Here is an 11848-nt window from a genome sequence, read left to right as displayed (position 1 = left end):
TTGGGTGGGAGCCGGGCTTGCCCGCGATGCAGGCACCTCGGTTATTCAGCCAGACCGAGGCGATGCTATCGCAGGCAAGCCAGCTCCCACACAAGCCCGCTCCCACATTTTTTTACCGCATTTGAGGTTTATTGGGCGCCGCTGACCGCACCGGCTTTGGACATCACGAAGCTGAGGAACTGCTCAACGGTCATCTTCTGGCCGTTGAAGGTCACTTCGTTGTTGGCGTAGTGCAGCTTGGAAACTACATCAGTGCCCACCAGGGTCGCCATTTGGGTGCCAACCGCCATGCTGCTGACCATCTCGGCCGCCATCTGCGATTGCTGTTCGATGGCTTGCGGGTCGGTCACGCCGCCCACCTGGGCTTGCAGGGCCGCCACGTCGCTGATCATCGGCTTGGACAGGGTCAGGTTGGCATCCAGCAGCGAGACCATTTGCTTACCCAGTTCAACCGGCGGCAGTTCCATGGACGTTGGCTTGGTCAGGTCCACCACCAGGTTGAACTTGCTTTCGCCACGAGTGGTTTTGAGCGACAGGTTTTCCACGGCCAGTTGCGGCTTGGCGGCCAGCACCTGGTTGACGTTGGCTTCGGCCAGGGCTTGCTCGGCTTCGGTCATTTGCAGCTCCGGCACCGGTTGGCCGGCAGCGGCGGCGGCTTGCACCGGTTGCATTTTGTCCTGGTAGAGCTTGGTCAGCACCAGCATCGCCGGGATGTCGACGTTCTTCATGCTCACGGCCATGGCGGCCGAACCGACTGCTTTGCCCTGGTAGCCGATCTCGTCGATCTTGTAGTCGACGCGGCCAGCCAGGTTGTTGTCCTTGGTCTCGCTGGAGTCTTTCTGCTCGAAACCCTTGAGGGTCAGCACGGCTTTTTGCGGGCCGAAGGTGACCTTGGTGTCGGTCAGCTCCACGGTGTTCTGGCCGGTGTAGAAACCGAAGGTGGTTTTTTCCAGGTTGCTGGCCACGGTCAAGCCGGCCAGTTCTGCTTCGAACGGTGCGCCTTCGGCGTCCACTGCGGCGACCTTGAGGCTGTTCATGAAGCCTTCGGCCTTGACCTTCTGGCCTTCGGCGCTACTGTCGAAGTTGAGGTTGGCGCCGGAGAAGCTCACCGAGGAGGTGGCCTCTTTGAATTCCAGGGGCAGCAATTCGATGTTGCCGCTGACCGAACGGCTATAGCCGATATTCGCCACGCCTTTGAGGGGCGATACGTCTTTGCTGGCAGCGAACCATTTTTCGGTGGTGGGGTTCTTTTCCAGTTCGTAGTGACTGGTGGCCATGACCGGCAACCACTTGAGGGTCACCAGGCGCGAGAACGGCAGCGGGCCGTGTTCGATATGGTCGACGAACAGCAATTCAGGGTTCGGGTTATCTTCGCCGAACACGCTGCCTTGGCCTTTGAGGCGATAGTGCGCGGTGCTGCTGAACACGCCACGGTCCAGGGACACCAGCTCCAGGGTCACGCTGCCATCGACGCCGGCCATGGAGGTCTGCAGTTCTTTATTGGCGCTCTGGATAGCGGTTTGCAGGACCGGCTCCAGTTGTTTACCGGTGTACCAGGCACCGCCCGCACTGACGGCGCCGACGGTGACAACAAAACCCAAGAAAACAACGGCTGGCTTATTCATGAAGTGACCTGATCAAATCCTGTGAGAAGTGGGCTGTCTTCCTTGAACCCTAGAGGGGTTCCTGTAGGAGCGGGCTTGCTCGCGAAGACCGCAGGGGCACCGCGTTCATCCAGGATGCACGCGTTATCGTTGGCGTCTTTCGCGAGCAAGCTCGCTCCTACAGTCGTGGCCCGAGAGGCCAAAGGCTGGGGAAGATTAGCACTGGCGGGCGTAAACGGCCCAGCCTTTCAGAGGGATCAGTTCAGCAGGAGTTCAGGAGTACTCTTGTTCGACTTCATCCAATTGGTGATCAAAACTCTTCAAGCGTGCGGTCCAGGTGTACACCAGCACCTCGAACTCGCGGTGTATCACGGCATTGCCGGGGGTGTCGGCCTTGGGGTCGCAAAAATCCAGCTGGTAACGCTCGCGGGCCATTTGCGTGGCCACGTCGGACAATTCCCGCGCGTTATCCAGCCAATGCCTACCGTCGGCAACCTGCCGATCCAGCAGCACGCATTGTTTTTTCAGGACTTCGAGGCTTTTTTCCAGGGGTGTGCCAGTGAGGTCGCCCATGACTTCCTGGAACGTGCGCCCCGGCTGCCAGTAACTGCCCCAGAAATAGCGGTCGAACACGGTTTCGACGCGGCGCAGGGCAACCTTGGTGTCCCAGATCGCCACGCGGGTCTTGCCCTGTTCGAGGAGTTTTTTCTTCACCCGCTGGTTTTGATACGACGCCCAGGCCACCACGCCGATGGACAAGGTGCCGATCACCAGGCAGGCGCTGTCGAGGAACACCATGGCCTTGTCGAGTTGATGGGCGAGCATGACGCCATAAAAATACGCGGCCGATAACAACACCAGTGCAAAGAGCACGCACCAGAAAGCGGGAGCATAAGGGTTTTTCATTCTTGGAATCCCCATGAGCAAACGCGAGCTTTGTCGGGCGAGGCGTCAGCGGGCCTCACCCAAGAAAGCATAGCAATCACCTCACGGTTTGCCGGGTTTTTGCCCTTGCGTTCGTCCGCTTTCCCAACCGCCGCCCAGGGCCAGGAACAGGTCGATCTGGCTCATGGCAACCTGGGTGTTGGCGGCCGCCAGTTGCGCACGCATGTCGGTGTAGGTGCGGGTGGCCTGCAGGTCGGCCAGGAACGATTCGCGGCCGGCCTGGAAGAAGCGGTGGGTCTGGCCTGCCGCTTCTCGGGCTGACTGTTCGGCGTCGGCCAGGGCGTCGCGGCGCTGCAATACGGCGGTGTATTGGGCCAGGCCGGTCTGGGTTTCGCGGATGGCGTTGAGCACCACGCCGTCGAAGTGGGCCAGGGCGCCCTGAGTTGCCGCTTCGGCTTCATGCACGCGGGCGCGGGCGCCGTTGGTTGGCACGGTCCAGCTGATCATTGGGCCAAAGCCCCAGCGGTTGGTGGCAGGCGTGCCGAGGTTTTCCAGCAAGCCGACGGTGCCGACCGTGGCGCCGATGCTGATATCCGGGTACAACGCGCCGGTCGCTACGCCGATACGCGCCGTGGCGGCGGCCAGTTGGCGTTCGGCCTGGCGCACGTCGGGGCGGCGCTTGAGCAGCGTGGCGCCGTCGCCCACCGGCAGCAGTTGGGCGATATGCGGCAGCTCGGCGCAGGTGCCGGTGCCCGCGGGCAATTGGTCGACCGGTTTGGCCAGCAACATCGACAGCCGGAACAGCGCCGCCTGACGCGAGGCTTCATAGCGCGGTATGTCGGCGCGCAGGGATTTGTATTGGGTTTGCGAGCGAGTCACCTGGGTCTCATCGCCACGCCCGGCATCGCGCAGGCGCTGGGTCAGTTTGGTGCTCTGGGCTTGCAGGTCGAGGGACTCGTTGGCAATCGCCAGTTCTTCGTTGGCCGCGCACACCTGGGTATACGAGCGCACCACATCGGCCACCAGCGTAATGCGGGCGATATCTGCCGCAGCCTGGGTGGCGTCGGCGCTGGCCTGGGCGCTTTCAATGCCACGCTGCAGGGTGCCGAACAGGTCGAATTGATAAGACGTGGTAATCCCGACGCTACCGATATTGCCCACCGGGACTTTGTCCGGCAGCAGGAAGGCCTCGCCAGACTCTTGCAAACGCTGGGCCTCGGCCTTGACGCCGGCACTCCAGCCGCCAGCGGATTCAGCCTGCTGCACCTGGTAACGCGAGCGCTGCAGGTTGGCGGCGGCCACGCGCAGGTCGGTGTTGGAAGCCATGGCCTGGCGCACCAGTTCGTCCAGGCGCGGGTCTTTGTACAGCTTCCACCAATCGGCCGGCACCGGTGCCGAGACGACGTTGCTGCCCTCGCCCATGATCGGCCCTTGCAGGTCGCCACGGTTGACGGCGGCCTGTTCCGGCAGTTTGTAATCGGGCCCCACCACTTGGCAGGCCGACAGCAACAACCCCAGGGAAGCGGTTGCCAGAAGCCGCTTCATGGTTTGTCCCCGTCTTTAACCTTGTCGTCGATAATCGAGACCGTCGCGGTGCGCCCGGCGATCATGCGAAAGTCCGCCGGCACGTCATCAAAGGCGATACGCACGGGGATTCGCTGGGCCAGGCGCACCCAGCTGAACGCCGGGTTGACGTTGGGCAGCAGGTTGGAGCCGCTGCTGCGGTCGCGGTCTTCGATACCGGCGACGATGCTCTGCACATGGCCATGCAGGCGCGCGTTGTCGCCGATCACACGGATGTCCACGCCCATGCCGACGTGGATGCCGTCGAGCTTGGTCTCTTCGAAGTAACCGTCGATATGGAACGAGTTGCTGTCCACCACCGACAGCACCGGGCGCCCGGCGGTGACGAATTCCTGGGTACGCGGTGCGCGGTCGTTGACGTAGCCGTCCACGGGGCTGCGAATCACCGAGCGGTCGAGGTTGAGTTGGGCGGAGTCCACCGTCACTTGCGCTTCGGCCAGGGCCGATTGGGCGCGGGCGACGCGGGACTGGCTCTCTTCCAGTTGCTCGCTGGGCACCAGGTTGCCCAGGCCACGGTTACGCTTGTACTCGCGCTGGGCCTGGGCCAGGGTTTCCTGGCGGTCGGCCACGGCGGCCTGGGCTTGGCGCAGGGCCAGCTTGAAGCGGTCCTGGTCAACGGCGAAGAGCACCTGGCCCTTGGTCACCAACTGGTTGTCGCGCACGTCCACGCGCTGGATCAGCCCGGACACGTCCGGGGCGATCTGCACGATGTCGGCACGGATGTGGCCGTCACGGGTCCAGGGCGCAAACATGTAGTACATGACCATGCGCCACACAACGACGACCGCGAAACTCACGACCAACAACGTCAGGACGACACGGCCGATAGTCAAAAAAGGTTTTTTCATGTCATCAAATATCGACTGAGTGAGTCCACAGCGCCCAGCAACAGCGCGTAGAGCCCCACATTGAACAATGCCCGGTGCCAGACCAGGCGATAGAAGTGCATGCGCGTCAACAACCCGTGCACCACCAGAAACAACACATAAGTAATGCCCATCAGCACCAGCAGCGTGGGCAGGAACACCCCGCTGATATCCAGGTCACCGATCATAAAGGCGCTCCATCAGGTAACGGCGCTTGCATCTCTGTACCGCCAATGAACTCCACACCGGGCAACAGCGCCAGGCGCAGGCCGGCCAAGGCGTGCAGCAGATGCAGGCGCGTGTCGTCTTCGTCTTGCAGGCCCTGGCCGTTGAGGGCACGGCGCGTGCGGTCCAGGGTCATCAGCAGACCGCTGGGCGCGGGCAAGCGTTCACCCGCTTTCAGGCACGCCTTGAAGTAACCGCCCACGCCTTCCACCACCTGGTTGAGCAACACCCGTGGCACACCGAGGATGCGTGGCGAGTAGGCCAGCAGGTCGAGCAGGTTCAGCGCCACGCGCAGGTCGCGCAGGGCGATGCCGGTGTCCTGGCCGGTGAGGGCCAGGCGCGGCAGGTGTTGCATCAGGCGGTCGAGCATTTGGGCAGCCATGTGCCGGTGCTCGGCCAGGGTGGCGGGCTCGGTGAGGCTGACGATGTCGCGCCAGCTGAAACGGGTGAGGCGCTTGGCCGCCAGTTCGGCGCCGAAGGGCCGGGCGATCAACGTCCACACAAAGGCGAACAGCAAGCCTACGGGCCCGGCCAGGTTGACGTTGGCGAAGTTGAGAAAGTCCGCGTCATAGGCGCCCTGAATACTGATGAACGATGACGTGTTCACCAGCGTCAGCAACATGCCCAGGTAGAAGCGTGGCTGCACGGTAAGGGTGCCGATGCAGATAAACGGCACGGCGAAGGCCAGTACCAGCATGGGGAAGTCATGCAGGTTGGGCAGCACCAGAAACAGATACAGGCTGGCGAACAGCACCGACATGGCGGTCCAGAAAAAGAACCGATAGATCTGCGGCGCCGGGTCGTCCATCGAGGCGAAGAAGCTGCACGCCACGGCGGCGAGGATGACGGCGCTGCCGCCATCGGTCCAGCCCAGCAGAATCCACAATACCGAGGCGACGATGATCGCGGTGACGGTGGAAAACGCCGAGTAGAACATCAGCCCACGGTCGAGGAACGGCGTGAGTCGGCCCAGGCGCCAGTGGCGGTAGACAGCGCGCCAGGTGTCCTGGCTTTCGCATTGGATGGCGGCTTGCAGGCTGCGGCAGTCTTGCCACAGGTCGACCCATTCGCCCAGGCGATACAGCGCGTTGGAGAACAGCAAGGTGTGGCGGTCATCCAGCGCTTCGCCTTGGGGTTGCGCGGCGTCGATCTTGTCACGCAGCACGCGCCAGCGATCCAGGGGCGCTTGTTCGGTGGTGCTTTGCAGCCAGGCATTGGCCTCCTCCAACAGCGGCGTGAGCTGATCAAGAAACTCCGGCGCACGGTGCTCAATGGCATACACCGCATCATCCAACGCGTCGATCACCGGCAGCAGGTGAATCATGCGCCCGCGCAGTTCCTTGGTGTTGCGTACCGTCTGCGGGCGCGCGCCTTCGTGGGGCAGTTGGCCGATCATCAACTCAAGGGTATTGAAGGTGGCGACCATGCCGCCGCGCAGGTTGCTGACTTCTTCCGGGTCGACCTTGCGGCTGAGAAAGCGCTGGCTATAGACCTGGGCGTCGCTGAACCACTTGGCCACCGAGCCATCGAACACCGGCATCAGGCGCCGAGGCCAGAACATCGCGCCCACCACCGCCGCGACCGCAATGCCAAGGAAGATTTCTTCGGTACGCGCCTCCGCCACATCCCAGACCGCCAAGGGGTTATCCACCACCGGCAGGGCAATCAGCGGCAAGGTGTAGCCGGCCAGCATCAGGGCGTAGTTATTCGCGGTGCGCAGGTGCATGGACAAGAACAGCAAAGTGCCGGTCCACAGCGCAATCACCACCACCAGAATGTAGGGTGACTGCACGAACATCGGCACAAACAGCACCGCCGCCGCCGCGCCCATCAAGGTGCCGATGGCGCGGTACAGGGCTTTGGAACTGGTAGGCCCGACAAACGGGCTGGAGACGATATACACCGTGGCCATCGCCCAGTACGGACGCGGCATTTGCATGAGCATGGCGATGTACAGCGCGATCATCGACGCAGCGAAGGTACGCACCCCGTAGAACCAGTCGCGGGCAGGCGGGAAGCCGGTAAAAAATCCGTTCAAGACGACACAGCCTCAGCCGCTTCGAAGGCGCGCAGTACGCGCAGTGCGGCTTGCAGATCGTCGGGGGCGATATCTGCCAACACATCCTTGCGCAGGCGCACCAGTTGCGCCTCCACCGCCTGCACCAACTCACGGCCACGCTCGGTGAGGCTCAAGGCCTTGGCGCGGCGGTCGTGGATGTCTTCGGTGCGGCAGACATAGCCGTCACCGCACAGCCGGTCGAGCAGGCGCACCAGTGATGGGCTTTCCATACCGGAAGCCTGGGCTACTTTGACCTGGTGCACACCGTCGCCCAAGCGACCGATCATCAACAACGGCACGGCGCAGGCTTCGGAGATGCCATAGCTCACCAGCGTGGTCTGGCAGATTTTGCGCCAATTACGGGCGCCCACCACCATGCTGCTGCTGAGGCTCATCTGGAGTTGTTCGAGGGATTGAGGCACTGGATAGTTCGCATACAGTTAGTTTGCTAACTATCAATATGGTGGAGGAAGGGTTTGCCGTCAAGTTTTGAAACAATTTCGCAGATGAGTGGTGGGATGTGGCTTGAGTAAAGCGGATTTGAGGGTGGGCACCAGCAAATCGCGATATTCGCCATGCGACAAACGAAATGTGGGAGCTGGCTTGCCTGCGAAAGCGGTGGTTCAGTTGAATATTCAGTGACTGACACGCCGCCTTCGCGGGCAAGCCCGCACATTAGGTCAGCGTCAGCATTTTTTGCTCCATCGCCAAACGCTCCAGACTTTTAAAATCTCCGACGCACCGATCAATCCAGCCATTGCCAGGACGTTGTACTGCGGCAAAACTCGAGCGCCAATCAACAGGAGCGAAACGGAGGGGATAACGAGCACAAGTCGTAAGGGGGTTTGAAAAAAGACAAGCCACACGACTGATTTTTTCTGAAGAAAAAACATGGCGCAGGATGCAAAAATTGAGGCCTGTAAAACCAACGCCCCCACAAACATAACTATTTGCACATCACCGTGCGCTCGCAAAACATTTGAAGCGCTTATCACATCACTTAGATACGGAATTCTATTGTTTAAAAAACTATTGGACGCATACCAAATGAGATAAATCGCATCCATCGCTCCCCAAAACAGCCAAATTCTGCGACGGCTCATTTTGCACCCTCTTTTTTTTCATACGCCTCATCTGGTGTGACTGGCTGACCTGTTACTCCCCCCATCAACCTCAAGCTCTCCTCCTCAATAAACCCAAACACCTCCTCCGCCACGCTGTACTGAAACTGCTTACGCCGATGCTTGGAAAGCTTCCCACCGTTATCCAGGCACATCATCACCAGCTTCGACAGATCACTGCCGCGCACGTCGTAGCGTTGGTTCACCGCTTTGATCACACGGTCGTAGCGGTCGAGGAATTGGGTTTCTTCGCGCAGTTCCACTTCCAGTGCGCGGCGGGCCATTTGCAGGGTGAATTCGACGCAACGGGTCGCATCCCAGTAGCGATAGATCGAAGGGTGGCCGATGAAGTCGAACGCCATGTGGTCCGCATCCAGCCAGGTAACGTTCCAGAATTCACGGGTTGGCTGGGAAAAGGTCTTGAGTGCCTCCAGATAGGCTTGTTCCTCGTGCTTCATGGCGACGGAGACCGGTAGCAGCAAACCATTTTCCAGTGCGCCGTAGTGGCAGAGCGTCTGGTGAATCAGGAAGCGAGACAGGCGCCCATTACCGTCCATGAACGGGTGCAGGAAGACGAAACCGAAAGCGGTGACCGCGGCCGCCACTAAAGGATCGACGTCTCGCACGGGCTGGTTGGCGAAGGCCATCAGCTCTTCCATCAATTCCTGGCAAAGCGCGGGAGCTGGCGGCACGTAGCTCACACCGGCTGCGCCGCGTAGCCCGTTGTGCAGATGGTTCTGTTCGTGGCGAAAGGCAACGGCTTTGTCGAAGGGATTGGAGACGGTGCTGTTTTGCAGCTCGACCAAGTAGTCCTCGGTGAGCAAACGGCCTTCGTGGGCCTGGCGCAGGAGTTGAACGAAGCGGCGGGATTTTTCTTCGCTGGGTTGTTCTTTTTCGATGGCAAATGAATCACGGGTTTCGTGCAGGTACGCCCATTGGATGGCGCGATCCATCATTTCGGGTGGGAGGGTGGCCATGAAGGATTTGGCGCGAGCCAATACATCAAGCGCCAACAACGCTTCCAGCTCAGGCGTTCGCTCAACGGTGGCGCAATAATGCAAAGAGCCCAAACCGTTGAAATCCACTCGCCAACGACTGTTGCGAATGCTCGGGCCGGTGACATAGCGCTGGGGATCGAACAAGGGAACCACGCGACCACGAACAGGAAGGGTGTGATCCAGCATTTTCCCGGTAAAGCCTTCCCACAGAAAACAGGCTTTTCGGATAAATGCACCGTTGGGCGAGTCGGCCAGCGCCTCCAAAAACGATTCTGGGCCAAGCTGTTCAAACACCTGGGCAAGTATCGCCAGGTTCACGCCTTCATGCTTTAGCGCAAACAGCACATGCTCAAACAGTGCATGTTGGGCAGGCGCCACCGAATGGGGCACCGCCAGACAGTCACCGATCAGGGTAATCCTGGTCACCGGCTTGATCATCGCGGCCCGCGACGGTGCGATAAGCTTTAGATCCAGCGCCTCACACAGATGAGCGTATCCGACTGTTGGCATGGCGAGCTTTTCCAGAAAAAATTCACTTAAGCGATTAAAGCCCAGTTTTTTTTACCGCTCGCCATTTTTTTTTACATACTCGCATTTCTTTGCATATTTTTTTACACCCCTCGCCCACCCCGCAACATCAGATTCAACTCATCCACCACCACCGCCCAATCCGCATCCTCCAGAATCTCTTCACGCAAAAATGCCTTCTGGGCGTCGCTCCAAAAAAACGCATCCGCCAGTTTCAACTCCGGCTTGAGCGGCGAATGAGAGGCGACAAATTGCTCAATACTGACCGGGTCATCCGCCAGGCCAAGCTGTTTGAACAAAGCCGGCAAGCTGTGCAGTGGCGATTCCATGAAAGGCTCCTCATCAGTAGGTTCAAGTGAGTCTAGCGGCAGCCTTCGGGTTGCGGCGCCGGTGCGTTGCATAGCACGAACAGCCGCGCCCTGGCGCCACCGCCGTCCTGGCGACTGAGTTCGCGCCAGCCGTTGGGCAGTGGCGCGAATTCATCTGGGGCTTCGTTGCTGCTGATCAACCATACCCGCCGCGTTTGAGCTGGCAGTGCCGAGAGGCGGTCCAGATAGATGCGGCCACCGTCCTGGTCCACCAGTGTGCCGAAGCCATAAGCATTCGGGCGGGTCGCGGTGCCGTCGGGTTTGGGCGGCGTGAAGAGCTGCAGTTGGGCGTCGGTCTGGTCGTAATACACGTAGCTGAGGTACCACAGCATGTCGCTGAGGATGATGCGGTCGCCTTCCTGGTAGCTGCGATTGACGAACTCCACGGGCACGTTGAACTGGTCGTGTTCATCCACCTCAAAATTGTTCTTTAACCCCAGCAGTTCTACGCCCACAAACAGCGCGAACAGCGCCACGCCCAGCCAGGACAAACGGGGCGGCAAACGGTCGATGGCAAGCGCCAGGACAATCGGCAGGCCCAACGCATACACCGTGAGGTAGCGCTCGATAAACACCGGCGAGATAAAGGAAACGCCATAGACCAACAGCAGCGGCAGCAAGCAAAATAGTGCCGGCAGGCGCGCCGCGTGGTTGCGCCAGGCCGTGAGCACAACCACCACGGTCAGCAGCAGAGGGAAGAGCCAGAACAGCGGCGGCCACAGGCCGAGACCGTCATCCTGCAGCAGGAACTGCCAGACCATCGACGGCAGGGACAGCAGGTTGACCGGCTCTTCCCAACCAATGTCGCCGCCGACTTTGAGCTGTTCGACGTGCTGCACCAAATCCAGCAGGCTGGGCAGCCAGGGCAGATACAACAACACTATCGCCACGTTGGCCGCCCACCAGGCAGGCCGCGTAATCAAACGGTGGCCGGGCCTCTGCATTGCCAGATAAGCCCAATGCACCAGCACGCACAGCGCCGTGAAGTAATGCGTGTAAAAACCGGCACTCATCAACAGCACATAGACGGCCAGGTAACGTGTGCGCTCGGGTTGGCGCACCCAGTACACCAGCGCCAGCGTGGCGCCCAGCAGCCAAACGCCCAGCAGCGAATACATGCGCACTTCCTGGCTGTAGCGCACCGCCGTGGGCAGTAGAGCCAGCAGGATCCCCGCCAGCACGGCTGCGCGTCGGGTGGACAGTTGCCGTGTCAGCCAGATGCCCAGGCCCACGACGGCCACGCCGGGGATCGCACTCAGGCTGCGTATCGAGCCGATGCTGTCGCCGAACACCTCGATCCAACCGCGCAGCAGCAAGAAGTACAGCGGCGGGTGCACATCATGGGCCGCGTGGAACCACAGGTCGGCCAGGGCGTATTCGCTGAGCAACAGGCTTGAGCCTTCGTCGCCCCAGATCGCCGCCGAGGTGAGGTGGTAAAACCGCAGAGTCATGGCCAGCGCCAGGATCGGCACCCACCACAAACGGCTGAGCCAGCCGGCGCTCTCCCAGCTCAAGCGATGGAAAGCAGGCAGTGCCTCGACTTTTTCGTGTTGCTCTACCACAGACCGACGCATATCGACTCCGCTACTACTGCCCTCTTGCAGGACAAA

11 protein-coding genes are annotated in these 11848 nt (G+C 60.7%); all 11 read right to left on the bottom strand.

The window, feature by feature from the left end; all coding sequences use genetic code 11:
* Positions 1-128 precede the first annotated feature (128 nt).
* Complete coding sequence (locus tag ACWHXD_RS00765) at positions 129-1625, bottom strand: YdgA family protein (RefSeq protein ID WP_138761805.1); 1497 nt, start codon at positions 1623-1625, stop codon at positions 129-131.
* A gap of 252 nt (positions 1626-1877) precedes the next feature.
* On the bottom strand, positions 1878-2510 hold the full coding sequence (locus ACWHXD_RS00760) for a hypothetical protein (protein ID WP_019819550.1): 633 nt from the start codon (positions 2508-2510) through the stop codon (positions 1878-1880).
* A gap of 81 nt (positions 2511-2591) precedes the next feature.
* Positions 2592-4034 carry an efflux transporter outer membrane subunit gene (locus tag ACWHXD_RS00755; RefSeq protein WP_138761806.1) on the bottom strand — a complete coding sequence of 481 codons (1443 nt, stop codon included), beginning with the start codon at positions 4032-4034 and terminating at the stop codon, positions 2592-2594.
* Positions 4031-4921 (bottom strand): efflux RND transporter periplasmic adaptor subunit, encoded by an 891-nt coding sequence (locus ACWHXD_RS00750; RefSeq protein ID WP_032894228.1) that lies wholly within the window; start codon positions 4919-4921, stop codon positions 4031-4033. Before ACWHXD_RS00750 ends, ACWHXD_RS00755 begins: the two co-directional genes overlap by 4 nt.
* Positions 4918-5127 (bottom strand): DUF1656 domain-containing protein, encoded by a 210-nt coding sequence (locus tag ACWHXD_RS00745; protein ID WP_003187469.1) that lies wholly within the window; start codon positions 5125-5127, stop codon positions 4918-4920. The genes ACWHXD_RS00750 and ACWHXD_RS00745 overlap by 4 nt, the downstream gene beginning before the upstream one ends.
* Positions 5124-7202, bottom strand: a complete 2079-nt coding sequence (locus tag ACWHXD_RS00740; RefSeq protein WP_056782539.1) for an FUSC family protein — start codon at positions 7200-7202, stop codon at positions 5124-5126. Before ACWHXD_RS00740 ends, ACWHXD_RS00745 begins: the two co-directional genes overlap by 4 nt.
* A complete protein-coding gene (locus ACWHXD_RS00735; RefSeq protein WP_003187465.1) occupies positions 7199-7618 on the bottom strand; it encodes a MarR family winged helix-turn-helix transcriptional regulator in 420 nt (139 codons plus the stop codon). Before ACWHXD_RS00735 ends, ACWHXD_RS00740 begins: the two co-directional genes overlap by 4 nt.
* Positions 7619-7909: 291 nt before the next feature.
* Positions 7910-8326 (bottom strand): hypothetical protein, encoded by a 417-nt coding sequence (locus ACWHXD_RS00730; protein WP_138761807.1) that lies wholly within the window; start codon positions 8324-8326, stop codon positions 7910-7912.
* Complete coding sequence (locus tag ACWHXD_RS00725) at positions 8323-9852, bottom strand: Fic family protein (protein ID WP_138761808.1); 1530 nt, start codon at positions 9850-9852, stop codon at positions 8323-8325. Before ACWHXD_RS00725 ends, ACWHXD_RS00730 begins: the two co-directional genes overlap by 4 nt.
* A gap of 101 nt (positions 9853-9953) precedes the next feature.
* Positions 9954-10199, bottom strand: a complete 246-nt coding sequence (locus ACWHXD_RS00720) for a DUF2789 domain-containing protein (RefSeq protein WP_032894235.1) — start codon at positions 10197-10199, stop codon at positions 9954-9956.
* A 32-nt stretch (positions 10200-10231) separates the two neighbouring features.
* A complete protein-coding gene (locus ACWHXD_RS00715) occupies positions 10232-11812 on the bottom strand; it encodes a glycosyltransferase family 39 protein (protein ID WP_138761809.1) in 1581 nt (526 codons plus the stop codon).
* Positions 11813-11848: the final 36 nt, after the last annotated feature.

The sequence above is a fragment of the Pseudomonas fjordensis genome, assembly GCF_976987115.1.
This window is presented reverse-complemented; position numbering and strand designations above follow the sequence as displayed.

Coding starts and splice junctions, on each gene's coding strand:
- ACWHXD_RS00745 (WP_003187469.1), bottom strand. CDS start 5,127: ATGATCGGTGACCTGGATATCAGCGGGGTGTTCCTGCCCACGCTGCTG.
- ACWHXD_RS00715 (WP_138761809.1), bottom strand. CDS start 11,812: ATGCGTCGGTCTGTGGTAGAGCAACACGAAAAAGTCGAGGCACTGCCT.
- ACWHXD_RS00735 (WP_003187465.1), bottom strand. CDS start 7,618: ATGAGCCTCAGCAGCAGCATGGTGGTGGGCGCCCGTAATTGGCGCAAA.
- ACWHXD_RS00765 (WP_138761805.1), bottom strand. CDS start 1,625: ATGAATAAGCCAGCCGTTGTTTTCTTGGGTTTTGTTGTCACCGTCGGC.
- ACWHXD_RS00730 (WP_138761807.1), bottom strand. CDS start 8,326: ATGAGCCGTCGCAGAATTTGGCTGTTTTGGGGAGCGATGGATGCGATT.
- ACWHXD_RS00725 (WP_138761808.1), bottom strand. CDS start 9,852: ATGCCAACAGTCGGATACGCTCATCTGTGTGAGGCGCTGGATCTAAAG.
- ACWHXD_RS00760 (WP_019819550.1), bottom strand. CDS start 2,510: ATGAAAAACCCTTATGCTCCCGCTTTCTGGTGCGTGCTCTTTGCACTG.
- ACWHXD_RS00755 (WP_138761806.1), bottom strand. CDS start 4,034: ATGAAGCGGCTTCTGGCAACCGCTTCCCTGGGGTTGTTGCTGTCGGCC.
- ACWHXD_RS00750 (WP_032894228.1), bottom strand. CDS start 4,921: ATGAAAAAACCTTTTTTGACTATCGGCCGTGTCGTCCTGACGTTGTTG.
- ACWHXD_RS00720 (WP_032894235.1), bottom strand. CDS start 10,199: ATGGAATCGCCACTGCACAGCTTGCCGGCTTTGTTCAAACAGCTTGGC.